The organism is Reichenbachiella agariperforans, from assembly GCF_900142205.1.
GTDB classification, from domain to species: Bacteria; Bacteroidota; Bacteroidia; order Cytophagales; family Cyclobacteriaceae; genus Reichenbachiella; species Reichenbachiella agariperforans.
In genome coordinates this window covers 1,132,055-1,157,393 of record NZ_FRAA01000001.1, presented here as the reverse complement: position 1 = coordinate 1,157,393, position 25,339 = coordinate 1,132,055, and the positions used below count along the sequence as shown (strand labels likewise).

Genomic DNA, 25,339 nt, shown 5'->3' with positions numbered 1-25,339 from the left:
AAGTCACAAGCTTAGTTGTCGCGTGTATACCCATATTGATCTATCTTATTGTATTGAGTTCAGAAAGGGGCATGAAAGAGAGGTCTGGAGTAGAAGAAGAGATGCTCCCGATGGTCTCTATATTGATTTCTGTTCGAAATGAATCCACGAATTTGAGACGCTTATGTGTGTCATTGCAAGAGTTGAATTACCCTACAGATAAGTTTGAAATACTTATCGGAGATGATGGGTCGGATGATGATTCTTTGGCTATCCTTAGTGAATATGCACAGTCTCATTGGCGGATATTCTCTTATCATCATGATGTCTATGGGAAGCAACAGACCTTAAAAAAAATGTACCAAGAAGCTAAAGGGGATATGCTTTTGTTTACGGATGCTGATATGTCTATTCCGTCAGGATGGGTCAGTACAATGCTGAGAGGTGTGGATGAAGGTAAAGTGCTGCAATTGGGGCTGACGAAAGTCCGAGAAACTGGATGGTTCAGTGTGTTTCAGTCCATAGATTGGGTTTCAAATCAACTCTTGATCAAATGGCTATCCGATAGAGGGATGTTCCTTACTGCTTGGGGCAATAATATGTGTTTGAGCAAGTCAACGCTAGAGGCTGTGAGGTTCGAGTCATTGCCAGATTCGGTGGTAGAGGACGTGTCATTGATGAGAACGATGATTCGGTTAGGAGGTGAGGTGCGTGTAAATGATGATGTGGAAGCTATAGCTATCACTCAAGCCGAGATCAGTTTCAAAAGTGTGATTCAACAACGTATGCGTTGGTTGCAAGGAGTCGTAGAGTTGCCAATTCGATACAGTCTATTGGCTTTTGTGAAGATTTTGTTTTTGCCATTGGTGCTTTTTTTGAGTTTTTATCAGCCGGTATGGCTACTCTTGATACTGGCCAAAGCACTCGTCTTAACGTTACTGTTGTATAAAAATCAATTATTGAATTTGTCATTCAATAGGTTTGTTTCTATATGTTTCATTGATTTATATGAAGTAGCGATATATTTTTCTTCTTTTGCACTGCATGTCTTACCAGTAAAATTTGAGTGGAAAGGGAGAAAATACAGATGATAGAAACACACGCACATATTTATTCAGATCAGTTCAAAGAAGATATAGATGAGGTGATCGATAAGGCTAAGGAGTCAGGTGTTGAGCGCATATATATGCCCAATATAGATAGTGGATCGATAGATGCCATGTTAGAGATGGAGCACCTGTATCCAGGGTATTGTATCCCGATGATAGGCTTGCATCCATGTTCGGTCAAAGCTGATTTTGAGAAAGAACTTTATATCGTAGAGGATTGGTTGTCTAAGCGAGATTTTGTTGCTATCGGCGAGATGGGGACAGATTTATATTGGGATAAAACGTTGTTTGAGCAGCAGAAGGAAGCTTTTAAAATACAGTCCGACTTAGCCGTTAGGTATGAGAAACCAATTGTTATTCATTGTAGGGAATCGATGGAGGAGACGATAACGCTACTCGAATCATATCGAAATACAAGTTTATTCGGAATCGTTCATTGTTTTTCGGGATCCGAAGAACAGGCTAGGCGCATTATTGATCTAGGGTTCAAACTCGGGATTGGGGGAGTAGCGACTTTCAAAAATGGAGGGTTAGAGCCTGTGATGCAGAATATTTCGTTGCATGAGATGGTTTTGGAGACTGATAGTCCCTACTTGGCACCTGTGCCGTATCGAGGCAAACGGAATGAGCCAGCTTACATTCGTCAGGTAGCTCAGAAGATTGCCGACGAAAGAAATATAGATATAAGTGAGGTGATAGAGGCGACTACTGATACGGCTATGTGTATATTTGAGAACAACAAATAATCCAAATTGAGTAAGAATTATAAAGTAATAAATATTGCGACTTCATCAGAAGCGCCCAAGTCTTCAATACTGTTGATTTATACAGGAGGGACATTTGGGATGGTGTATGACGAAGATGGTTCATTGGCCCCATTTAACTTTTCACTAGTTATTGAGAAAATCCCTGAACTACAGAGCTTGGACTTGAAATTGACAGTGATATCGTTTCCAGAACCTGTGGATTCTTCTAATGTGAATACAGAGCATTGGCATGCAATGGCTGAAATCATCAAGAGTTACTATAACCAATTTGATGGTTTTGTGATTCTCCATGGTACCGACACGATGGCATATACGGCTTCAGCGCTTAGCTTTATGTTTCGGGGGCTAAATAAACCTGTGATACTAACTGGCGCACAGATACCTATAGGAGCAACACGGTCTGATGCACGTGAAAACTTGATTACCGCATTAGAGATTGCTTCTAAGAAGAATGAAGGGCGACCGATGGTCAATGAAGTAGCGCTTTACTTTAACTATTATCTACTAAAAGGCAATCGTTCCCAGAAAATAAGGAGTAGCAATTTTGCAGCTTTTGAATCTGAGAATTATCCATATTTGGCTGAATCGGGAGTGGAGATTGTTTTCAATGAATCTTTCTTGAAACCACATGAAACTCAGCAGCGCCTAGAGTACTATCCTAAGTTAGATCCTAATGTAGTGGTATTGAAGATTTTTCCAGGGATTACGCAGGAAGTCGTGAAGAGTATATTGAATATCAAAGGACTAAGAGGAGTAGTCATAGAGTCCTATGGATCAGGTAATATGATGACATGGGAATGGATGAGCAACCTGCTTCGTGATGCAGTTGCTCGTGGAATATTTCTCTACAATGTATCCCAGTGTATGGGGGGTAGTGTGGTGCAGGGACGTTATGAGACCAGCAAGATGCTGGACGATATAGGGGTCATCAGTGGACATGATATTACGACCGAAGCAGCCTTAGCCAAGCTAATGCATTTGTTAGGCACAGAGCAGAACGTAGATATAATAAAACAGAAGCTAAATATCGCAATACGAGGAGAATTGACCGTATTAGAGTAGCTTGCCAAAATTGTAAGGACTTCCTTGCATATAGCAATAATTTGTAATTTATTTGTCGCTTTGAGAAAACTAAAAGTTAGAGGAGAGGTGGCCGAGTGGCTTAAGGTGCTCGCTTGGAAAGCGAGTGTACCCCACAAGGGTACCGGGGGTTCGAATCCCTTCCTCTCCGCGCTATTTAGTGATTTGGAAAAGCATATTTAGATAACTTTTAAAACCTTTATTTGAAGATTTATTAAAAATTGGACTATGAAAAGAGTAGTAATTTTATTGATGATGACGGGTGTGTTTACTTTGGGACACCTTCAGTCAATGGCACAAACAGAAGAAGACTCGATGATCGAGTCACAGGGAGATTCTACAGAACTAGTAGATGGTGATAGTAGTACAGTCGAAGAAGCTCCGATTCAAGAGGAAGTTGTCGAAGAGGTAGCTGTCGTTGAAGAAGATTATGTTGAAGAAAAACCTGGTTTTCACCAAATTGTAAAAGAACAGTTCATCGCAGGTGGATGGGAGTTCATGGGTATTGTATTGTTATGTTTGATCCTCGGATTGGCTGTAGCTATCGAAAGAATTATTACACTAAACCTTGCAACTACTAACACGAAGAAGCTTTTGTCTCAAGTAGAAGACGCATTGGCTGCTGGTGGAGTAGAAGCTGCTAAGGATGTATGTAGAAATACACAAGGTCCTGTTGCTTCAATCTTTGTACAAGGTTTGATGAGAATGTCAGAAGGTATCGAAATGGTAGAGAAATCAATCATTGCCTATGGTTCTGTTGAAATGGGTAAATTGGAAAAAGGAATGACTTGGATATCTCTATTCATCTCATTGGCTCCTATGCTTGGTTTCATGGGTACTGTAATCGGTATGATTGGTGCATTTGATGCTATCGCTGAGGCGGGTGACGTATCTCCTGCATTGGTTGCTGGTGGTATTAAAGTTGCACTTTTGACTACAGTTGGTGGTTTGATCGTTGCGGTTATTCTACAGTTGTTTTACAACTACCTTGTATCTAAAATTGATTCTCTCGTCAACTCTATGGAGGACGCTTCTATTTCTTTAATAGATATCTTGGTTAAGCATTCTGCTTCTAAATAAGATTTTCACATTAAAAGAATAAGAAGATGGATTCAATAGATGTTGCATTATATATATCGTATACGTTGACAATATTGGCAGGCTTAGCAGCCATTGTCTTCCCAATTATTAATTCAGTAAGTGACCCTAAATCTTTGGTGAAAGCTGGAGCTGGATTGGGAGCATTGCTAGTGATATTCTTGATTTCTTGGGCGATTTCTGGTTCAGACGTTACTGCTGCTTATGCAGATTTAAGCCCAAGTCTCTCTAAGTTTATTGGAGGATTGTTGACTATGATGTACGTTTTGACTGGTTTAGCACTGGTTGGGATTGTATACACAGAAGTTTCAAAAGCAATAAAATAATATTATGGCGAAAGGCAAAAATAGACCGGCCGCTGAGGTGAACTCGGGTTCTATGGCAGACATTGCCTTCCTTTTGTTGATTTTCTTCTTGGTAACTACCACGATAGCGAACGACAAAGGAATAGCGATGCTTTTGCCTCCTAAACCGGACCCAAATGAGCCACCTCCGGAGGTGACGAAAAACGATAGAAATATCTTTAAGATTCAGGCAAATTCCATGGACAAACTTCTAGTAGAAGATGAGCCTATGAGAGACGTAACTGAGTTGAGAGGTATGATTAAGGATTTTATTCTGAATTTCAGAAAGCCTTCTATAGAGGGAAAAGAACTCTATAACTCTTTGCCAGCTTCACTGAGAAGTCATGTGAATAGTAAAGGAAAGAAGGATAATTCTTCGGACGAACCTGGTGAAGCTGTTGTTTCATTCAAGGCGGATAGAGGGACGAGTTACGAACTCTATATCCAAGTACTGGATGAGATTAACGCAGCATACAATGAAATTTATGGTCAGAGAATTGGATTGACTGCTGAAGAGTTTCTTCAGTTGGACAAGAAAGATCCTGAACAAAAGGAATTGTATCAGCAGGCAAGACAGGGTATTCCAAGAGCGATTTCGATCGCGGAACCAAATAAAATAGGAGGGTGATATGGCAAAGTTTAAGAAGAATTCTAACACGACGCAGGAAATCCCTACCGCTGCACTACCAGATATTATCTTCATGTTGTTGTTTTTCTTTATGGTAACGACCGTACTAAGAGAAACTTCAATCATGGTAGAGCAAACTTTACCTAAGTCTACTCAGTTGAGTAAACTAGAAAGAAAGTCTCTAGTGAGTTATATCTATATCGGTAAGCCAACAAAAGTGGATTTATATGGTGAACAACCAAAGATTCAGGTTAACGATGTATTTATTGAGGCTACAGACGTGGTTAGGTTTGTGAACCAAGAAAAGGATAAATTGTCTGAGGTAGAAAGAGATCAGATTACTATTTCGATGAAGGTGGATGTGGAAGCCAAAATGGGAATTGTGACTGATGTACAACAAGAGTTAAGAGAAGCGAATGCGAGAAAAGTACTTTATAGTTCTTTGAAGCGTTTGGATTGATATTAAATCTCATATAAAGTTAAAAGCCTCCTCTTTTTGAGGAGGCTTTTCTGTGTTATGACAGAATTGAAAAAATTAACGCATGCTTGGTGCATGTACGACTGGGCTAATTCATCGTATCTGCTCGTCATTACTTCTACTATTTTCCCCATCTATTTTAATAGTATCACGCGAAGTGTGTTTGGAGGAGAGCAGGTAATGTTTTTTGGACATCAGATGACGAATACGGTTCTGTATTCTTATTCGGTATCAGCAGCTTTTTTGATAGTCGCCATTATTTCACCGTTGCTGTCTGGTATAGCGGATTCAGGAGGGCGTAGACTGATGTTTCTTAAGATATTTACTGCGATAGGTTCTATAGCTACTTTTTCACTCTATTGGTTTCGAGGTTATAACGTAGAGTACGGTATTATTATGTCTGTTTTGGCAGGGGTAGGCTATTCTGGGAGCTTAGTTTTTTATAATGCTTTTTTGCCAGAGATTACGACTAAGGATAAGTATGATAAGCTAAGTGCTCGGGGGTATGCTTATGGCTACATCGGTAGTGTGATCTTGTTGGTTATTAGTTTTGGTATCATTATGTCGTATGAGTCATTTGGTTTTGTAGAGAAGTCATCGGCTGTGCGTGTTTCTTTTTTGATGGTGGGTGTGTGGTGGATGGTATTTGCTCAGTACAGTTTTTATCACTTGCCGTCTGATGACAAATCTGCCAAGAACGAGCAAAGTTGGTTCAAAAGGGGTAACCAGGAGATTATGAAAGTATATCGATGGGTAAAAGACATGCCGTCGATTAAAATGTACCTCATTGCTTTCTTTTTCTATAGCACAGGGGTGCAAGCAGTCATGCATTTGGCGGCATCTTTTGGAGAGAAGGAATTGAGGTTAGAGGCGAATAAGTTGATCATTACGATCGTCATCATTCAAATTGTAGCGATACTCGGGGCTTATGTTTTTGCAGCTGTTTCGAAGCGATTTAATAATGGGATTTCAATACTGATTATGCTAGTGATATGGGTAGGTGTTTGTCTTTTTGCTTATCAGACGCAGACCGCTTTGGAGTTTTATGGGCTGGCATTCGTCGTGGGGTTAGTGATGGGAGGTATTCAATCTATATCTCGTTCTACTTTCTCAAAACTGATTCCTGAAAATTCGATTGATAACACGTCTTTCTTTAGTTTCTATGATGTGGTGGAAAAACTGTCAATTGTTTTTGGGACATTTTCATTTGGGTTTGTAGAATACCTCACAGGCTCTATGCGGAATAGTACATTGGTTTTGGTTTTTTATTTTGTGATTGGAATCGCTCTGCTTTCTTTTTCAGGTTTTCTTAAGAAGAAAATATATACTGGAACTGTTTAAATCCAAGATTATATAGTTTGGTTGAATTACAGTTCCAATATGTTAGTAAAAAGGGGGAGATCCTAGTTAATCAAAGCGCATGTGCTTAACTGAATCACCTGAATTGGCTAGTTCCATCAACGAGTCTATCCCAATCTGAAGATGCTTTTGCACGAAATTACTGGTGACTTGCTTGTCAGAGGACTCTGTTTTGACGCCCTGAGGAGTCATGGGGTTATCTGAAACGAGTAGTAGTGCCCCTCTTGGAATTTCGTTGATGAAGCCTACAGTGAATAAAGTGGCAGTTTCCATATCTATGCCCATGGCTCTGATTTTTCTCAAGTATTTTTTGAATTTCCTATCATGTTCCCATACTCTGCGGTTGGTGGTGTAGACAGTTCCCGTCCAGTAGTCTAACTCATGTTTCTTGATCATAGATGAGACGGCTCGTTGCAGCCTAAATGAAGGGAGTGCGGGAATCTCTATGGGCATATAATCATTGGATGTCCCTTCTCCTCTAATCGCCGCTATGGGCAGGATAAGGTCGCCTAGTTGTGTTTTTTTCTTCAACCCACCGCACTTGCCTAAGAACAAAACAGCTTTTGGGGAGACTGCTGATAGTAGATCCATAATGGTAGCAGCAACTGCACTGCCCATACCGAAGTTGATGATGGTGATGTTGTTGGCCGTTGAGGTTTGCATCGCGCGACCTTCTCCAGTTATAGGAGCATTGAATTTCTCTGCAAACAAGTCTATGTAGTTGGAGAAGTTAGTTAGGAGGATGTATTCTGCAAATTCGTCTAGTTCTAGACCTGTATATCTGGGGAGCCAGTTTTCTGTTATTTCTTGTTTTGTTTTCATTGATTCAGGGTTATTAATTGTTGATGTTTGTGTGTAAATGAGCAAAGAAACTATGGAGCGACTCAACTTACCTCCTTTTAATTTTAATATACGAGAATCTACTGAGGGGAATGAAATTTGGGACGAATTTCGTAAGAAATATATTGTGTTAACCCCTGAGGAGTGGGTGCGACAAAATTTTTTGAGATTCCTTAATCAGTACTTGTCCTATCCTAGAACACTGCTCAAAGTGGAGGGTAGTATGAAATATAATAAGCTCAGTAAACGCCCAGATATTGTAGCCTATAGTTCATCAGGTGCTCCGATAATGTTGGTAGAATGTAAAGCGAGTTATGTGAAGATAACTGAAGAGACGTTTAAGCAAGCGTCAGTGTATAACAAGGTTGTGAGGGCTCGTTACTTGGTCGTAACCAATGGTTTACAACATTTTATTTGTGAGCAGAACTTTGAAACGGGAACCTCTTTGTTTCTTAAAGAAATTCCCGTTTATCAAGTCTAAAGATAACTTTCTACACTCGCGTAAGGTAAATCAAATGCTTCTGCAACAGCCTTGTAGACTACTTCTCCTCTGATGATGTTGAGGCCTGGCTTTAATTCCAAATTCTCTTTGCAGGCATTTTGCCAGCCTTTGTTAGCCAATTGTATTGCATAGGGTAGTGTCGCATTGGTCAGAGCCAAAGTGGAGGTATATGGTACAGCACCTGGCATGTTGGCAACACTGTAGTGCACCACATCGTCGATGATGAAAATCGGGTCTTGATGTGTCGTAGGTTTGGTGGTTTCCATGCATCCACCTTGATCAATTGCTACGTCTACGAGTACTGTACCAGGGCGCATATCTTTCAACATATCTTTGGTGATCAGTTTCGGTGCTTTTGCTCCAGGGACTAATACAGCACCAATAATAAGGTCGTGATCTTTGATCAATTCTCGAATGTTGTATTCGCTAGACATAAGTGTCTTGACATTGGCAGGCATCACATCGTCTAGATACCTGAGTCTTTCTAGACTGAGGTCTAATATAGTGACATCTGCACCTAGACCAGCGGCCATTTTAGCTGCTTCAGTACCTACCACTCCTCCACCAAGAATCATGACTTTAGCGGGGCGTACACCTGGAACTCCTCCGAGGAGTATACCTCTGCCTTTTAGTGGTTTTTCGAGGAATTTGGCTCCCTGCTGTATGGACATACGTCCTGCTACTTCCGACATAGGGACGAGTAGCGGAAGTGTCCTATTTTTTTCCACAGTTTCGTAGGCTAGACATATAGACTTGCTCTTGATCATGGCTTTGGTCAATGGCTCATGAGAGGCAAAGTGGAAGTAAGTGAAGAGTAGTTGATTCTCTTTGATCAAATCGTACTCGGGCTCGATAGGTTCTTTGACTTTGATGATCATTTCAGCGATCTCATACACTGACTCGATCGTAGGTAGAATTTTAGCACCTACACTGAGGTACTCCTCATCTGGGAATCCACTGCCTTCACCAGCCGTATGCTGAATATAGACGTGATGACCATGTTTTAGGAGTTCTTTGGCTCCAGCAGGAGTCAGTGCAATGCGATTTTCGTTGTTCTTAATCTCTTTGGGTACTCCGATTATCATTTTCGTAGTTTTATGAGTTGTTGCTTAATTTTTGGTCTTTTTATTGCTTCAGTTAATCAGAATTTTATTCTAGAATTATTTTTTTAAACCAGTATTATTTGATCTAATCTTTCAATAAGGTATTATATTATTAATAAATAATTTATAAAGCGAAATAATATTCTGTTATGTTGATTTTGTTGTTGATAAATATAATATTATTTTGTTTCAAAGTAAAAGGAATTTGAAAGCTGACCCTGTTTATTTATTTTTGCCAGTTCCAGTGCTAAACGAATATTTGGACCAAAAGTGTTAAAGTGAAAGTAGCCGTCAAAACATCATACCGAATGCCCACTAAAAAAGAGATATTAGAAGATTATCGCCTAGCGATGGAGAGTAGGGAGATAAGTTATATCGGACGAAAGGAAGTGTTCATGGGTAAGGCGAAATTTGGGATTTTCGGTGATGGTAAAGAACTAGCACAGATCGCATTGGCCAAGGTGTTTAGAAATGGAGATTTTAGATCTGGCTATTACAGAGATCAGACTTTCATGATGGCGATAGGCCAACTGACCTCTCAGCAATTCTTTGCTCAGCTATACGCCCATACTGATGTAGATGCAGAGCCTGCTTCGGCAGGACGTATGATGAATGGCCATTTTGGAACACGAATTATTCGCGAAGACGGGGAGTGGAACGACTTGACGAAGATGAAGAATTCTGCGTCGGATGTTTCTTGTACTGCTGCTCAAGTACCTCGACTGCTAGGTTTTGCTTATGCTTCTAAGTTGTATAGAGAAAACCCTGCTTTGCATACTGCGACCAAATTTTCTGTGAAGGGTAATGAAGTGGCTTATGGTACCATAGGTAATGCTTCTACTGCAGAGGGGCATTTTTTTGAAACTATGAATGCGGCGGGAGTACTTCAGGTGCCGTTAGTCATGGCTGTATGGGATGATGAATATGGTATCTCAGTACCTAATAAATATCAAACGACTAAAAGCAGTATTTCTAAAGCCATGGCAGGCTTTCAGCGTGATGCTGAAAACAAGGGGATAGAAATACTAACTGTTAACGGGTGGGATTATGTGTCACTGGTAGAAACTTTTGAGAAGGCTGAAAAAATAGCAAGAGAGGATCATGTGCCAGTATTGGTGCATGTGTTGGAGATGACCCAGCCACAAGGGCATTCGACATCAGGATCACACGAAAGATACAAATCTAAAGAAAGGCTGGACTGGGAAAACCAATATGACTGTAACAAGCAGTTTCGTCAGTGGATATTAGATCAAAATATAGCAACGGATCAAGAGTTAGATGTTATAGAGGATGAGTGTCGTGAATTAGCTAAGAATGCTAGAAACGCGGCATGGAACGAATACAGAGATTCTTTGCAAAAGGATATTGATACGGCAGTGAGTGTGATAGATTCGATGGCTGACCGTAGTAGATCAAGAAACAAACTACTCTCCATAGCCAAAAGCCTCAGAGAGGGACTCAATATCAATAAACTCGACGTTACACGTGCTAGCAAAAAAGCACTGAGACTAGTGCGTGAAGAGCCCTCAAAAAGTCGTGACATGTTGATTTTTTGGCTCAAAGAATTAGAGCAAAAAAGACACGACGAGTATAGTTCAGTACTTTATAGTGAAACCAAATACTCAGCGCTCAAAGTGCCAACGGTAGCGCCAGAATATAGCGAGCAATCCAAAATGGTAGACGGTCGTGAGGTGATGCAAGCATGTTTTGATGCAGCATTAGAGAATGATCCTCGTGTGTTTGCTATCGGTGAAGATGTAGGAAAGATAGGGGATGTCAACCAAGGTTTTGCAGGGTTGCAGGAGAAGCATGGTGAAATCCGTGTAACGGATACTGGTATTCGAGAAACGTCTATTATTGGGCAAGGAATCGGTGCAGCACTAAGAGGTTTGCGCCCTATTGTCGAGATACAATACCTTGATTATTTGTTGTACACGATACAGACACTTTCTGATGATTTAGCGTCACTAAGCTACCGAACTAAAGGCGGACAGCGTGCACCATTGATTATTAGAACTCGTGGGCATAGATTAGAGGGTATTTGGCACTCTGGTTCGCCGATGGGGATGATTATCAATGCTATTCGTGGGGTCTATGTATTGGTACCGCGTAATATGACGCAGGCTGCGGGTATGTATAACACGATGTTGAAATCAGACGATGCGGCGTTAATTGTCGAGAGCCTCAATGGTTACCGTTTGAAGGAGCGACTTCCTGATAATGTCGGTGAATACTGTGTGTCAATCGGACAGCCTGACGTGCTACGAGAAGGTAGAGATATCACCGTGGTGACCTATGGATCGATGTGTCGAATCGTAATGGAGGCCGCCAGTCAGCTTGCAGAGTATGGTGTGGAGTTAGAGGTAATAGATGCACAGACGCTTTTGCCTTTTGATGTTAATCACTCAATAGTAGAGTCAGTCAAGAAAACCAATCGTCTCATAGTGGCAGATGAAGATGTGCCAGGTGGAGCTTCTGCGTATATTTTGCAACAAGTACTTGAAGAGCAAAAGGCATATCAGTATATCGATAATCTTCCGCTTACCATCACGGCTAAAGACCATAGACCAGCCTATGGTTCAGACGGAGATTATTTCTCTAAACCCAATGCAGAGTCAATCTTTGATAAGGCGTATTCAGTGATGAATGAGTTTGATCCAGTTAACTATCCTTCGATATATTAATCTGAAGATCTGGAAATTAGTTCAGGAATCGTAAAAACGGGAGATTCTACCACATTGCTTTTGTTTAGCTTTCTGTCTAGTACGTAAAATTTCAATTTGAAAGGATAGTTTCTTAAAGATATAATGAAGCCATTTGATATCATGGCGTATTTGATTGTACCCTGTAGGGATGTGCCAATGTTGTCTTCGTCTAAGACAGGAAACCTACCATTGAAACTTTCTCCACAGCCAAATTCGTTAACAATATAAGCCCAGTCCAGCAGTTCGAAACCATTGCCACGATCCCAGTAGTAGCTGACATGCATGTTGTATCGGTTTTCGTTCTTGACTATAAAAAGTGTATCCAAATGGTAATCATCACTACCTGGAAAATTAGAGGGAGCTCCTTGTTCTATATAGGTATCTCGATCCATGTTGATCCTGAGTGTATCGTAATCATCACAGCTATAGCTAGGCCTGCTGTCATCTTCACTGTAGAGAGTGGTATTGGATGAACCAGGGACTTGCTGGTAGAATGGGGGGTTGACATCTGTTGCATTCAGTGTAACAGCTCTACCACTGTCATCTACAATAAAATCGAAATCATGAAAAGGGGCATTGGTCTCAAAATCTCTGATACCTAAATCACCATCACCATCTTCAAAATTGAATGAAAGAATAAGAGAATCTGGAAACCCTTCACGTTCTACCTCGACAAATTGAAGCCCCTCGAACGAAATATGAGGTGTGGTTGGGAAAGGATCGGGTTTTTCACAGGCTACCATCAGCCCTATAATGATGACTATTATTAGACCAAAAGTCCCTTTTATCTTCCCTATAACTTCCACTCTGATCATTTAATCTTTTACTTTGGATAAAAATAGCAATGCATCACTAATTCTAGCTGCATAATCCATACTTTTTTAAACCTATGAGACTGATAAATAGTTTCAAACAAGAATTTTTAAAACGAATAGCAGGTGATTTCGAAGAGTTTTCTTTGGCATTGTTTCGTGCACAAGGCGCAGAGAACGCTGTGTATGCTCAGTATCTAAAAGGTATTGGTCGAACAGTTGATTCTGTAACGAAAGTTGAAGAAATACCCTTTATGCCCATAGAGTTTTTTAAGTACCATGAAGTGAAAATGGGGCAGTGGAATGCCGAAAAGTACTTTCATAGTAGTGGTACTACTGGGATGAGAAAAAGTAGGCATTTGATTGAAAACCTATCGTTTTATGAGCAGAATGCCCGGCGCATATTTACAGCCTTTTATGGTGATCCTAGTGAGTACACAGTATTTGCACTACTGCCTTCGTATCAAGAGCAGGGGCATTCTTCGTTGATTGCTATGGTGGATTATTTGATGAAGGAGTCTGGGTCTTCTGCTGGAGGGTATTATTTGAATAACTATGATCAGTTAGTTCAAGATATAGTTAACGCCATGAATTCTTCACGTAAAGTGATTTTGTTTGGGGTTGGATATGCCTTGTTGGATTTGTGCGAGGCGTGTAAAGAGCCTTTAGATGGACTAACGATCATAGAGACAGGTGGTATGAAAGGACGGAGAGAAGAATTGACTAAGGAGGAGTTTTATAGCATCATGAAAGATCAGCTGGGTGAAATTTGTATCGATTCTGAATATGGAATGACAGAGTTGTTATCACAAGCTTATTCCAGAGGAGGGAGTCGGTATTATCCAGCGGATAGTATGCGCGTCATGGTGAGAGATATCAATGACCCATTTTCAATTGTTAGAACTGGTGGTACAGGAGGGTTGAATATTATAGATTTAGCCAATATTCATAGTTGTGCATTCATAGAGACGAAGGATTTAGGTAGATGTTATGCCGATGGTAGTTTTGAAGTTTTGGGGCGTATTGACAATTCAGAAATACGTGGGTGCAATTTGCTAGTGGTCTAGCCGTTTATTATCAAAAGAAGTGTCGAATAGCAATTTGGCTTTTGACTAAAATGTATTTTTTTATATATATTTAAGCTTTAAAATGTCGCAGGTAATTGATAAAGAATAAAATATGAAAATCAAAGCACTAATACTGGCCTTAGCAATTTTTGCAATGAGTGCATGCACGCAAAGAACATGTCCTACATATGCAAAAGTAGATACGGAAAATTCGGAATTGTCTAAATAATATTATCAGACCTTGAAGATATATATGCGGATATACTTATTGTATATCCGCATATTTTTTTACGTGCATTGCTGTGATTTCTTGATCACTCATAATGACTAGGCGCTCTACTACATTTCTTAATTCTCTAATATTGCCTGTCCATTCTCCTTTTTGAAGCAATACTATAGCTTCATCAGTCATGCTTTTGGGGCTAGTACCGTGGCTATCGGCGATATCTACTAAGAATTTGTCCACCAATAACGGGATATCATCTGTGCGGTCTTTTAGTGCTGGTACTTTTATAACTATAACACTTAGGCGATGATATAGGTCTTCTCTAAACCTGTTTTCGGCTATTTCTTTTTTGAGGTCTTTGTTGGTAGCTGCAAGAATTCTTACGTTGACCTTAATCTCCTTTTCTCCCCCTACACGTGTGATTTTATTCTCTTGTAAGGCGCGAAGTACTTTTGCCTGAGCAGATAGACTCATGTCCCCAATTTCATCGAGAAATAAAGTGCCCTTGTCTGCTTGCTCGAACTTGCCAATGCGTTGTTTCACAGCAGAGGTGAACGATCCCTTTTCATGTCCGAATAATTCACTCTCAATTAGTTCTGATGGAATAGCGGCACAGTTGACTTCTATGAGAGGATTTTTAGATCTTCCACTTAACTTGTGTAGTGCATTGGCTACTAGTTCTTTACCTGTCCCGTTTGCTCCGGTAATAAGCACGCGAGCCTCGGTTGGAGCTACTTTTTGGATTGTCTCTTTGATCTCATCTAGAGCGGTAGACTGCCCTACAATCTGCATGGAGCTGGAGACTTTTTTGCGTAGGGTTTTGGTCTCTTGTATTAGATTAGATTTATCTAGGGCGTTTTTGATGGTCACCAAAAGACGGTTGAGATCTGGTGGTTTTTGGATGAAATCGTAGGCTCCTTTTTTGGTCGCTTCGACGGCTGTCTCTATAGTGCCGTGCGCGGATATCATGATGAACTGAGGGGAATGATCAAGTTCTTTGGCTTTTTCAAGGAGTTCTAGACCGTCCATTTCTGGCATTTTGATGTCGCATAGTGCTGCATCATATTCGGCACTTTCCAGCATCTTGAGAGCTTCTAGACCATTTTCAGCTTCATCGATTTCATAGTTTTCATATTCTAAGATTTCTTTGAGCGTGTGACGGATGCTTTTTTCATCGTCAATAATCAAAATTCTTTTTGCCATAAGTGTTTAAGTTAATAATAGGTCTATAAGCCGGGTTCTGTATCTCGACGAATCGAGACCCTTATCATTTATCTAGCCTTGACATTACTGCCAAAATCTATCAATCTACCCATCCTGTTTTCTCCGAAGAGAGTGGAGCGAGCAGCTCCTGACAGGACCTATTTGATCTTTCAACTCGTAAGGTTTACCATGCGATCTGCATCACTGCAGAACCGGTGAGCTCTTACCTCACCCTTTCACCCTTACCCTTCGACTAGTCTGCCTGACGACAGCTTAGCTCAAGGCGGTATACTCTCTGTTGCACTTTCTTCCCAGATTTTCATCTAAGACTTCCCGTTAGGAAGTACGATGCTCTACGTTGCCCGGACTTTCCTCTCCTGCCATACGGCAGCAGCGATAAGGCGACCTATGGAAACAAAAATAGTCATAACCATAGATTATGTGTCATGTTATCAACGAGAAAAGTATGTAGGGGTGGATTATTTAAAGCAAGCTAAGACTATGCTGGATCAAAGGATGATTTCATCTTCCTTAGTTCCTTCAGACTTAGGTTTTACTTTGGGAGCAGGCTCTGGCTTTTTGTTTTTATCCCGACTATCTCTGAGTATTTGACTTAACTCGTCAAAGCTTCTTACATACTGTAGACTAAACCCTGTTTCGATACCATTTTGACCTGTTTGTTGGTTGATGTCATTGAGGTCTGATCGACTGTACATTTTGACTCTAAGTCTACCATCGTCAGTGAGTAGGTATTCTACCGTCCAGTCTCCAATGATCGTAGACATGTCATTTTTGGTCTGTTCATTAGGTAGGCTACCACCTCTGGTCACGCGTAATCGTCCGTCCAAAAATGTATAGGATAGCCGTAGTTGGAATGTGTTGAATGCGTCATCACCTAGACCTGCTAAGTCTACATCGATCTCTAGATTTTCATCTACCTGTGTAGCCCAGTAGCTAAGCTGGTTTGAGACGAACTCACTTAAACTACTACCGATGGTTGCTGAATTAACCTCAAAACTGTTTTCTGGAGAGAATTTTCGAAGGATTAGTAGACTAAAAACCTGACGGTTCATTTCTTGTTCGTTACTAGCTATTTTGGTTTTAAAGGCACTGATGATACTTTCTAGATTATACCGAGTCGTGATACCTTCACTGACTACTGCAATATGTTCTGGGTAGTCTTCTATGTCGATTCCGAATTTGATTTGAGGAGACATGAGATCACCTTTGAGATTTAGCTTTACTATCGAGGGGTACTTGCGTCGTGCTTCGGGTGAGTTAATCTGTTCATCGTCTAGGAAGGGCTGTAGAAGCGGTGTGATCGAGGTGATTTGTCGATACCTGGCTCGTATGCCTAGTTGTGCCTCGTAGGGGTTGCCATACCAAGATATGGTACTTCCTTTTTGGATGTTAAACTCTTTGTTGATGATGTTGTAGAGCGTAAAATTGTAGCCCCCTTCTTCAATTTCGTAATCCCCAAACATATTGAAATCTCCGTCCGAATTGATTTGCAGTTTGATGTTTCCATTGCCACGTCCTCTGATAATGTCCCCTGATTTGACATCAAAGATGAGTTCTATGTAGGCGTCTGGTGTCATCTCTATGTCAAACTGCAGTTGTATCCCTTTGATCTTGTTGATCGTCTCAGTGATTGCTTTTTCGACAACCTCTTGGGTGTCTTCTTGGGATAAATCCACAAACTCGATGTATTCCTGTTGTTCGATATCGTATTGGCCGAGACTACCTATTGGAATGGCTATTTTGGTCCCGTGTTCGGATTTAGCCTGAGCGACAATGACGATATTGTCAGGCGTACCGCTAAAATTGATTTGTCCCGTCGCGTATGCTGTTCCATAGTAGGCATCGTTATCCAAGATGCTAGTATTGAGTAGTTTGAATCGTTTGAAGTTTGCGGAAATATTCATACGAATATCTCTGAGTCCGGTATGGAGGAGGTAGCCTGAGAGTTGAGCTGTATTTCTCTCACTGTCTTTGAGCTCAAAGTTGCGTGGTACAATCTGATTGTTGTCAAAGACAATTTCACCATTGAACCCGTATCGGGTTTGCAGATAGTCAATAGTTGTTTCTCCGTCATTAATCTTAGCGATACCATTGATGTCGGGTTTGTTGAGGAGACCTTTTAGGGTGAGTTTTGCATCAGCATATCCAGTCAGGTCGCTGATGTTATTCTTGAAGAATGTTTCGAATATTTTCAATTCAGTGTTTCTGAATTGTGCGATTAGATCGAGTTGTTCTGTTTTGCTATAGGGATAGATGTGTCCACCAATCTCTATCTTTTTTTGTTCCTCACGAATAAGGTCTAAGCTAACCGATAATCGGTTTTCTGCATTTTCCCAGTGAGAGAGTGCATAGATATCTCCGATGAGAAAATCTTCTACAGCCACTGATTGGGCTAATAGGTCGCTCTCTATGAGGTCTTCTTCTATCCCTTTTTGGATTTGAATAGAGCCGTCCAGCGTGCCAGTGATTTGTGTATCGAATAGCGATTGTATGTTTTCGAAACTGAACTCATGAATATTGATATCGAGTTGATTGCCTGGTAAGGTGGAGTAGTTACCATTGATACTAATGTATTCTTCATCACTATATAGTTTGAGGTTCGAGAATTGCCACGTATCGTCTTTGTAGATCACATAGTTGTCGTCATCCCATTTCCATTTTTCATTTAAGATTTTGATACTCGAGGGGGCTAATTCAAATTTTACTTCATCAGATTCGAAACTGACCAAGGAGTTAATGCCGAGGTAGTTTGCATATTTTTCTTGTTCTAAATTCATGAACAACTCCATTTGGTCTTGAAACCAAACTGCGTCTACTGTGAGGTTTTCTGAACTGTAGTCACTGGGCCAGAGTTGGTTGTCGCTGTGTATATACATTGACGCCAAAACTTCACGGTTATGCGTTTCTTTAGAAAGATTGAAGTCCAATTCATTATCGGTAAATGTTGATTTGCCAAAGGCCAATGTGTCGAATGTAGTGTATAGGCTCAGCTGTGTCGTAGCGTTCTGTTGGTAACGTCCTTCGATTTTGACGTTAGGGGATAAGTTGAAACTAGGATAAAATGGAGTGATGAATTTGTTCAAATCCCAAAGATTGAGCGTGATCTCCGCTTCGAAAGGATCGAGTGGAACTTCGAGTAGTTTATGTCTATAATAATTGTTCATCTCGACGCTATCAGGATTCAGATACATCATGAGTTCTTGGGCGAAGTTGGACAGGCTTGAAAATAGCTTGCTGTTCTTATACTCTCCCTTGATCTCTCCGGTGAGACCTTCCGTCTCGATATGCATGAGTCTCTGGGAGCCGATGGTAGTCGAGAGGAACTTGATGGAGTCGATTTCAAGTGGTTTGTTCTCGAAGGTGATTTGGTTGTCATAGAGGTTAATATATCCTTTGAGTTCGTCGGTTTTTAGCCCCTTCATGTTGATGTCAATTTTGGAAGAGAGTGATAGAGGCTTTTCAATGAACCCCAGCTTGTGTACATGAACAGAATCAAGTTGCGCAGTGATGTCTATTTTGTTGACATTGTCATGGAGGTCTATATCCAGATGCCCTGAAAAGGCTAAATTAGGATCAGCGATCGTGAGATCTCCGTCGAACATTTCTTTTGCAAAATGACCTTGAGTTGTGATGTTTTTGTAGTTGTAGTTGTACACAGCAATAGAGTCCATGAAGGCATTCAGCGTAAATTTTGCATTCTTTTTATCAAGTCCAGAGCCAGTTATGCTGCCGTGCATGGTGATGTCGCCGAGGTAGTTGCTTTCTGGATCCAGTGTTTTGAGATCAAACTGAGTAAAAGCCAGCTGACCTGTGTAGGCCGGGATGTCTTGGTCATTGGTTTTGAAATTGAGATCAGTGGTGATATTGCCTGCATCTGTGTAGAACTCACCGTCAGCCACAAAATCAGATAAAAACCCCAAAAAACTCGCATCGAATTGGGTAGTGCCTAGGTTGTGAATTTGATTTCGGTAAGTTTCTTTGACGAAGGGAGATATGTCCTCTGGTAAGACGACAGAGTGTTTCATCTTGAGATCGATAAAGGTCTCTTTGATATTCGGTAGACCATAGAAGCTGGCCGACCCTCTTAGTTGGGATTTGGTGCCAAAGCGGACGTTTAGGTCTTGGCCTTTGAGGCGCTTGACTTTACCTGATATTTCACCAGACAGACTGATGGTTTTGTGGATAGGACTGATGTTTGGATTGAAAAGAGCCAACTCATGTAATGAAATGATGCTGCGTTTTAAATGGCTATGGAATTTGATTTTGTCGACAAACTGGGAGAAATCAGAAGGGTGGCTGTAGTTAAATACTATTGAATCACCTATCTGACTGTCCTTCGTATTCAGTAGGAAGTTGTAGATCGACAGGCTATTTGGGGTATAGGCTATTTTGCCAAAGAACGACTGCACGGAAAGTTGACCAGTAGGATCATTCGTTTTCATGCGGTCTACCTCCATGGCTATACTATCACTCGACAAGGTGAAATTACTGATGGTTGAGAGTAGTTGTTTATACTGAAAGTGATAGTAGTCTTTACCAGTTTGGATGCTGTCTCTGCGCTGGTCGTTGAAAGAGAAGGTCCCATTACTTATCTCGACACGTTCTATAGATGCAGATAGCTTTTTTTGTTGGGGGTAGTCTTTCTTTAGGAGCGTCTTGAGCTGGTTGATGAAAACGTTAATATTAACATCTGTAGAGTCATTTTTTTTGATCAAATGAACAAATGGAGATTCTAATTCTAGAATATCGGCATTGAGCTGCTTTCTGAATAGGAGATCGAATATTTTAAGATCGATTTGGGCAGATTTTGCACTGATCAACGTGCTGTCAGTAGCTTTTTCGAAGATTCGGATGTCTTCCAAATGCATCTTGTCAAAAGAGGTTAGGTTAGTGTGTCCCACAGTGATTTTATAGTCTGTACGGAGGGATACTTGGTCGAACAGTGAGTTGATGAATTTGGTCTGGACTGTAGGGACTTGGAAAAAAGCAAATGACACCAAAAGTACTGATAGGATTACAATGGGAATCCACAGCAACACATTCGTGATTCTGTGGAATATAACCCCGCGTTGTACATTGTGTTTTTTTGCCATTTCGAATCTGCTGCAAATGTACTTTGATTTAGCAAAACAATAACAGTACCTATTTTAAAGTCTAGTCCTTGATTAGATAGATTTTATGGACAACTTTGCTTCTTAGTTTTTCTGTCTTGCCTAGTAGGGTTTGATAAATCGAATTTTGAATAAATATGAGTGAAGTTATATTGGCGATAGAGTCGTCTTGTGATGAGACTTCTGCCGCAGTTTGTATAGGTGACGTGATCAAGAGCAATGTGATCGCTACGCAGCAGATTCATAGCAAATATGGCGGAGTGGTGCCAGAATTGGCCTCACGTGCGCATCAGCAGGCGATAGCGCCTGTTGTGATGGAAGCTCTGGAGAGAGCAGGAGTGACTAAGGCAGACCTAACAGCAGTTGCGTTCACTCAGGGGCCTGGTCTGCTCGGTGCATTGTTGGTAGGGGCTTCTTTTGCTAAATCGCTGGCGTTAGGGTTGAAAGTGCCATTGATAGCGGTTAATCACATGAAGGCACATATTTTGGCTCATTTTATCGAAAATCCAAAACCTGCCTTTCCGTTTTTGTGTCTCACAGTCAGTGGTGGGCATACGCAGATTGTAAGAGTGGACGACTATCTCGATATGACTGTACTGGGACAGACCAAAGATGATGCGGTAGGTGAGGCATTTGACAAATGCGCTAAAATCATGGGGATACCGTACCCAGGAGGGCCTATTATTGATAAGTTAGCGAAGGAGGGGGATGCGGATCGGTTTGAGTTTTCGAAGACTGATATGCCTGATCTGGATTATTCATTTAGCGGGATCAAAACTTCCTTTCTATATTTTACCCAAAATCAGTCACAGAAGAATACTGGTTTCGTAGAAGAAAATAAGCATGATCTGGCGGCTAGTATTCAGAAACATCTCATCGGGATGCTGACCGATAAGTTGGTGTTAGCAGCACAGCGGGAAGGGATTAGTAATATCGCGATAGCTGGGGGAGTGTCTGCCAACAGTGAACTGAGACAGACCTTGATAGCGATGGGCGAACAGAACGGGTGGCAGGTCTTCATCCCTAAGTTCGAGTATTGTACAGACAATGCTGCGATGATAGCCATGACGGCTTACTATCAGAGTCAGCAAAATGACACGGCAACTATGAATGTGTCACCGATGCCTAGACTAAAATTTTAGTCTACTTATTAATAGGTATTTATTCTGCATTTGATTGCATAAGATTTCAAATCTCATAACTTTAATATTACAAGATGAGCAAAAAAAGATTTTCCAATGATGTCAATATTCGAAACAAGAAAGCGCGATACGAATATGAATTTATAGACACCTATGTGGCGGGTCTGGTGCTCAAGGGGACTGAAATTAAGTCCATCAAAGAGGGGAAGGCTAGTTTGCAAGAGGCTTATTGTTATGTGGGAAAGGGAGAGATGTTCATCAAAGGGATGCATGTCTCGGTATATGAGCAGGGGACGGTTTACAATCATGATCCCCTCAGAGAAAAGAAACTGTTGCTCAATAAAAGTGAAATAGAGAAAATAGAAACAAAGTCCCAAGAAAAGGGATTGACGTTGATCCCATTGCGGCTGTTCGTCAATGCCAGAGGCTATGCTAAAATCGAGATAGCATTGGCAAAGGGTAAAAAAATACATGATAAGCGAGGCAGCATTAAGGAGAAGGATGTTAAAAGAGAGCTGGAACGTAACAATTATTAACAATGGATCAATATCCGAAAGGCATTTGTCGATTGGCAGTGGTGCCTATGAGAGCCAATGCTTCGCATGAAGCCATCATGCTGTCCCAACTCCTGTTTGGTGAGCACTATCAGGTACTCAGACAAGAAGGGGAGTGGTTAGAAATAGAGGTGCATTTTGATCATTCCAAAGGCTGGATTCATCAGGATCAACATTCGGCTATTAGTCAAGAGTATTTTAAGCAAATCAATCTATCAGACTACAAAGTATGTACTGATCTGAGTGCGACGATTTTTTTTCAGAAGAAAAAAGTTCATATTGTTCTGGGTAGTATACTGCCCATTTCCACCAACGAGCTATTCAAACTCGAAGAGCAAATCGCCTATAATGGTTCATCAAAAAGCCTGTCTCAGCGTCGTGATTTTGATTTTCTGAAAGAAGAGATCAAGAAGTACGATAACGCACCTTATTTGCCAGGAGGCAAAACTCCTTTTGGTATCGACTCAGCTGGATTTGTACAGCAGGTATTCAAGCTGTGTGGATTTAAGCTCCCTCGTAAGGCTGTAGAACAAAAGAGTGTAGGAAAGAAGGTGGATGGTGTTGATTCCTTGTTGCCAGGAGATATAGCAGTGGATGAGCTACAAGATCGAGTATATATCCTACTGGAGAAGAACGTTTGGGTGGGAGTCAATGAAGGAGCTGTGAGACGTTTGTCAAATCATGAAAATATTGACGCTTCTGCTGTATTTAGAAGAATCCTAAGAGAAGCATAGAAGCCTTGAGCTTTGAACTGATCTATTGGTATTAGAGGAGAAAGCTCCTTATATTACAATTAATGTATTGCAAATCAATTAATTGTAAATGATTCCGATATGAATGGTAAGGTTCTTATACTCAATCAAGATTATACTCCGATGGCTATCTGCTCAGTCCATCGTGCTTTTCTATTGGTATTCTTAGACAAGGCTGAGTTGGTAGAGTCGGATCAGGAGTTTAAACTGAGAACGGTGAATCAATCATTTGAGCGACCTACTGTCATCAAGATCAACCGCTATATCAACGTGCCATTTAGAGGCGTGGTGCTTAGTAGACAGAATCTGTTTAGAAGAGATAACAACCAGTGCCAATATTGTGGATCGGAACAGGATCTTACTTTAGACCATCTGATACCTCGCTCTAAGGGTGGGAGATCGATGTGGAACAATCTCGTGACGGCATGCAAAAAGTGTAATGCTAAGAAAGGAGACAAGAGTTTGGATCAGGTAGGGATGTCTCTGAAAAAAGCTCCCTATAGGCCTACTTATGTTATGTTTCTCAGAAATTCTATGGGAGAGATGCGTAAAGAGTGGCAAGCCTACTTGAAGACCAATAAAGTTGCCTAGTAGGGTTTTTCTCCTACGAAATTCCCAGGAGGGTTGTAGTTACATACCCATGTGACATTGCCATTGCAGATTACTTTAGCACATCCGACTTCAGTGGTGTTCTTCCAGACTATCTGTGTATAGTGGCCACAGACTTTGTTCGCATCGCAGGTGTTTTTGCTATAGTTGTAGTTTGCTTTTTCGTTTCCCCATGCGTCTATGGCATCTCCTGCAGTATAATAGCCTACAGTCCCTTTGAAGAGGTTTTCTCCAAATGAATTTCTGCTGTGTTTGAAAGCACAATCTTGCTTTTTGAGCTCTGTAGCCCACTTATTGGCGACTTCTGCTAGTTCTTCTGAATATTTGATCTCACCAACACCTACATCAGCTCGCCAAAAATTATGTCTTTCCAATATCAGTTCGATTTCATCAGCTGTCGCTTTTTGCCCTACAGATTGAAAAGAATAGGTGTAGATTATTATAAGAAGAATGATGGGGAGACGTGACATGATAGGTCATTTAAGGAATCAAAAATGATTCATCTAATATCGAAAAAATTAGAGTAATGAGATTTATGTGGATTTAAATTTTTTGAGTGCACGTTGTGTTTGTGGGGATAGTGCTAAACGCCCACTGATTTCAGCCCTGGATGAGAGTAACTCATCCCAGTTTTCGGTGTTTTTCCAGAGCGTTTGTTTAATTGCAAGGAGAGCTTCTGGGTTGTAGTTGGATAGGTTAGTAGCGAATGCATCTATTTTTTGATCCATCTCGTCTATACTGGTGGATAGGTCGTGGTATAACCCTGCATTCATCGCCCATTGGGCATCTTTCCAGATAGTTGGGTTTAGGGCAAGAGCAGAAAAAGATGAAATTCCGATTTTCCGAGTTACCGCAGGCTCAATGACAAACGGACCAATACCTATAGCGAGCTCGCTTAACTTGATGGCTGCCGCTTCTGTAGCAAAGGCGTAGTCTGCTGAACTCACGAGTCCAACACCACCCCCTATGGTTTTTCCTTGTATACGAGCAAGGATAATTTTGGGACTCTTTCGCATGGCATTGATCACTTGCGCAAATCCTTGGAAAAATACTTTTCCTTCCGTTTCATTGGTAAGTGACAAAAGCTCGTCAAAACTGGCGCCAGCGCAGAAAGTGCCGCCTCCTTCACTACGGATCACAATGACGGATACATCCTTATTGTCATCGATGGCTTGGATTACTATAGCCAGTTTTGCTAATAGTGTGCCAGGGAGAGCATTTGCTTTAGGATGATGAAAAGTAATGGTGGCTACTTTGTCGTTGATGGTATGTTTAAGGCTTCCATTCATATTGATCTGCAACTAGTCCAGTCAAAAACATTTCCATAATGTTTTCTTTGATGTCGTTTACGTCTAGGTCTCGGTTGGCATGATACCAGTGTTGAAGCCATCGAACGGATGATAGTAGTGTGTAGAGAGCAATTCTAGGGTCTACTGCCTTGATTTCACCTCGTTTTACACCTTGTTGGATGATTTCTGTAAATAGGTATTCGTACCTTTTTCTCATATCTAAGAATTGCGATTTGCAGGGTTCTGTTAGGTGACGCCATTCATCATTCATTACAGTTGCTAGAGGAGAACTCATGGAGTTGATTTGGATATGGAGAGCGATGAGTTTCTTGACTTTTTCTATGGGAGTGTTGTCCGAAGGATACACTTCATCCATTTTGTCACTATAAGTATTCGCTAGCGAAAAGCATATTTCGTTGAGAATTTCTTCTTTTGATTTGATATGATTGTATAGGCTAGCTGCCTCCATGCCGACTTCTGATGCTAGGTCTCGCATGGTGGTCGCCACGTATCCTTTCTCTCGAAATAGGCGTGCGGCCTCTTCAATGATGATCTGTTTTT

Annotated in this window: 23 protein-coding genes, 1 tRNA gene and 1 other RNA gene; 16 read left to right on the top strand and 9 right to left on the bottom strand. The window is 41.0% G+C overall.

Annotation, left to right across the window (positions count from 1 at the left end; genetic code table 11):
• Positions 1-71 precede the first annotated feature (71 nt).
• From BUB99_RS04470 to BUB99_RS04430, 9 genes are all read left to right on the top strand, one after another.
• Positions 72-1,070 carry a glycosyltransferase gene (locus tag BUB99_RS04470; RefSeq protein ID WP_073119752.1) on the top strand — a complete coding sequence of 333 codons (999 nt, stop codon included), beginning with the start codon at positions 72-74 and terminating at the stop codon, positions 1,068-1,070.
• A complete protein-coding gene (locus tag BUB99_RS04465; protein ID WP_073119751.1) occupies positions 1,067-1,834 on the top strand; it encodes a TatD family hydrolase in 768 nt (255 codons plus the stop codon). Before BUB99_RS04470 ends, BUB99_RS04465 begins: the two co-directional genes overlap by 4 nt.
• A gap of 6 nt (positions 1,835-1,840) precedes the next feature.
• Positions 1,841-2,917 carry an asparaginase gene (locus BUB99_RS04460; protein WP_073119749.1) on the top strand — a complete coding sequence of 359 codons (1,077 nt, stop codon included), beginning with the start codon at positions 1,841-1,843 and terminating at the stop codon, positions 2,915-2,917.
• A gap of 81 nt (positions 2,918-2,998) precedes the next feature.
• A tRNA-Ser gene (locus BUB99_RS04455) sits at positions 2,999-3,086 on the top strand.
• A 77-nt stretch (positions 3,087-3,163) separates the two neighbouring features.
• Entirely contained in the window at positions 3,164-4,015 is an 852-nt protein-coding gene (locus tag BUB99_RS04450) for a MotA/TolQ/ExbB proton channel family protein (protein WP_073119747.1), read from the top strand.
• A gap of 26 nt (positions 4,016-4,041) precedes the next feature.
• Complete coding sequence (locus BUB99_RS04445; RefSeq protein WP_073119746.1) at positions 4,042-4,359, top strand: hypothetical protein; 318 nt, start codon at positions 4,042-4,044, stop codon at positions 4,357-4,359.
• Positions 4,360-4,363: 4 nt separating this feature from the next.
• Positions 4,364-5,005 carry an ExbD/TolR family protein gene (locus BUB99_RS04440; protein WP_073119744.1) on the top strand — a complete coding sequence of 214 codons (642 nt, stop codon included), beginning with the start codon at positions 4,364-4,366 and terminating at the stop codon, positions 5,003-5,005.
• A gap of 1 nt (position 5,006) precedes the next feature.
• Positions 5,007-5,465, top strand: a complete 459-nt coding sequence (locus BUB99_RS04435) for an ExbD/TolR family protein (protein ID WP_073119742.1) — start codon at positions 5,007-5,009, stop codon at positions 5,463-5,465.
• A gap of 57 nt (positions 5,466-5,522) precedes the next feature.
• The gene (locus tag BUB99_RS04430) at positions 5,523-6,824 is read left to right on the top strand and encodes an MFS transporter (protein WP_073119740.1); all 1,302 of its coding nucleotides are present in this window, start codon (positions 5,523-5,525) and stop codon (positions 6,822-6,824) included.
• A gap of 66 nt (positions 6,825-6,890) precedes the next feature.
• Here BUB99_RS04430 and BUB99_RS04425 read toward each other — a convergent pair whose 3' ends face one another.
• Entirely contained in the window at positions 6,891-7,664 is a 774-nt protein-coding gene (locus BUB99_RS04425) for an AMP nucleosidase (protein ID WP_073119738.1), read from the bottom strand.
• 37 nt (positions 7,665-7,701) lie between these two features.
• Between BUB99_RS04425 and BUB99_RS04420 the strand changes: the two genes are divergently transcribed.
• Positions 7,702-8,163, top strand: coding sequence for a type I restriction enzyme HsdR N-terminal domain-containing protein (locus BUB99_RS04420; protein WP_245816792.1), 462 nt, complete (start codon positions 7,702-7,704; stop codon positions 8,161-8,163).
• Here BUB99_RS04420 and ald read toward each other — a convergent pair.
• Complete coding sequence (gene ald, locus BUB99_RS04415; RefSeq protein WP_073119737.1) at positions 8,160-9,269, bottom strand: alanine dehydrogenase; 1,110 nt, start codon at positions 9,267-9,269, stop codon at positions 8,160-8,162. The genes BUB99_RS04420 and ald overlap by 4 nt on opposite strands.
• Positions 9,270-9,595: 326 nt before the next feature.
• Here ald and BUB99_RS04410 point away from each other — a divergent pair, with 326 nt between their 5' ends.
• Positions 9,596-11,971 carry an alpha-ketoacid dehydrogenase subunit alpha/beta gene (locus tag BUB99_RS04410; protein ID WP_073120598.1) on the top strand — a complete coding sequence of 792 codons (2,376 nt, stop codon included), beginning with the start codon at positions 9,596-9,598 and terminating at the stop codon, positions 11,969-11,971.
• On the opposite strand, the gene BUB99_RS04405 is transcribed toward BUB99_RS04410, so the two are convergent.
• Entirely contained in the window at positions 11,968-12,807 is an 840-nt protein-coding gene (locus BUB99_RS04405) for a hypothetical protein (RefSeq protein WP_073119735.1), read from the bottom strand. The genes BUB99_RS04410 and BUB99_RS04405 overlap by 4 nt on opposite strands.
• Before the next feature lie 74 nt (positions 12,808-12,881).
• On the opposite strand from BUB99_RS04405, the gene BUB99_RS04400 reads away from it, so the two are divergent.
• A complete protein-coding gene (locus BUB99_RS04400; RefSeq protein WP_073119733.1) occupies positions 12,882-13,871 on the top strand; it encodes a long-chain-fatty-acid--protein ligase in 990 nt (329 codons plus the stop codon).
• Positions 13,872-14,136: 265 nt separating this feature from the next.
• On the opposite strand, the gene BUB99_RS04395 is transcribed toward BUB99_RS04400, so the two are convergent.
• From BUB99_RS04395 to BUB99_RS04385, 3 genes are all read right to left on the bottom strand, one after another.
• The gene (locus BUB99_RS04395) at positions 14,137-15,300 is read right to left on the bottom strand and encodes a sigma-54-dependent transcriptional regulator (RefSeq protein WP_073119732.1); all 1,164 of its coding nucleotides are present in this window, start codon (positions 15,298-15,300) and stop codon (positions 14,137-14,139) included.
• A 10-nt stretch (positions 15,301-15,310) separates the two neighbouring features.
• Positions 15,311-15,713: RNase P RNA component class A (gene rnpB, locus BUB99_RS04390), an RNA gene on the bottom strand.
• A 96-nt stretch (positions 15,714-15,809) separates the two neighbouring features.
• Positions 15,810-20,414, bottom strand: coding sequence for a translocation/assembly module TamB domain-containing protein (locus BUB99_RS04385; RefSeq protein WP_073119730.1), 4,605 nt, complete (start codon positions 20,412-20,414; stop codon positions 15,810-15,812).
• A 155-nt stretch (positions 20,415-20,569) separates the two neighbouring features.
• On the opposite strand from BUB99_RS04385, the gene tsaD reads away from it, so the two are divergent.
• The 4 genes from tsaD to BUB99_RS04365 all read left to right on the top strand — a co-directional run bounded on the left by tsaD (position 20,570) and on the right by BUB99_RS04365 (position 23,471).
• Positions 20,570-21,574, top strand: coding sequence for a tRNA (adenosine(37)-N6)-threonylcarbamoyltransferase complex transferase subunit TsaD (gene tsaD / locus BUB99_RS04380; protein WP_073119728.1), 1,005 nt, complete (start codon positions 20,570-20,572; stop codon positions 21,572-21,574).
• Between the two features lie 74 nt (positions 21,575-21,648).
• The gene (gene smpB, locus BUB99_RS04375) at positions 21,649-22,110 is read left to right on the top strand and encodes an SsrA-binding protein SmpB (protein WP_073119726.1); all 462 of its coding nucleotides are present in this window, start codon (positions 21,649-21,651) and stop codon (positions 22,108-22,110) included.
• A gap of 2 nt (positions 22,111-22,112) precedes the next feature.
• Entirely contained in the window at positions 22,113-22,862 is a 750-nt protein-coding gene (locus tag BUB99_RS04370) for a C40 family peptidase (protein WP_073119721.1), read from the top strand.
• 99 nt (positions 22,863-22,961) lie between these two features.
• Entirely contained in the window at positions 22,962-23,471 is a 510-nt protein-coding gene (locus BUB99_RS04365; RefSeq protein ID WP_073119719.1) for an HNH endonuclease, read from the top strand.
• Here the strand turns inward: BUB99_RS04365 and BUB99_RS04360 are convergent.
• From BUB99_RS04360 to BUB99_RS04350, 3 genes are all read right to left on the bottom strand, one after another.
• Positions 23,468-23,959: a pathogenesis-related family 1 protein gene (locus BUB99_RS04360; RefSeq protein ID WP_073119717.1), complete on the bottom strand. Its 492-nt coding sequence runs from the start codon at positions 23,957-23,959 to the stop codon at positions 23,468-23,470. The genes BUB99_RS04365 and BUB99_RS04360 overlap by 4 nt on opposite strands.
• 63 nt (positions 23,960-24,022) lie before the next feature.
• Positions 24,023-24,778: an enoyl-CoA hydratase/isomerase family protein gene (locus BUB99_RS04355; RefSeq protein ID WP_084190340.1), complete on the bottom strand. Its 756-nt coding sequence runs from the start codon at positions 24,776-24,778 to the stop codon at positions 24,023-24,025.
• The gene (locus BUB99_RS04350) at positions 24,762-25,325 is read right to left on the bottom strand and encodes a TetR/AcrR family transcriptional regulator (RefSeq protein ID WP_255416079.1); all 564 of its coding nucleotides are present in this window, start codon (positions 25,323-25,325) and stop codon (positions 24,762-24,764) included. The genes BUB99_RS04355 and BUB99_RS04350 overlap by 17 nt, the downstream gene beginning before the upstream one ends.
• Positions 25,326-25,339 lie beyond the last annotated feature (14 nt).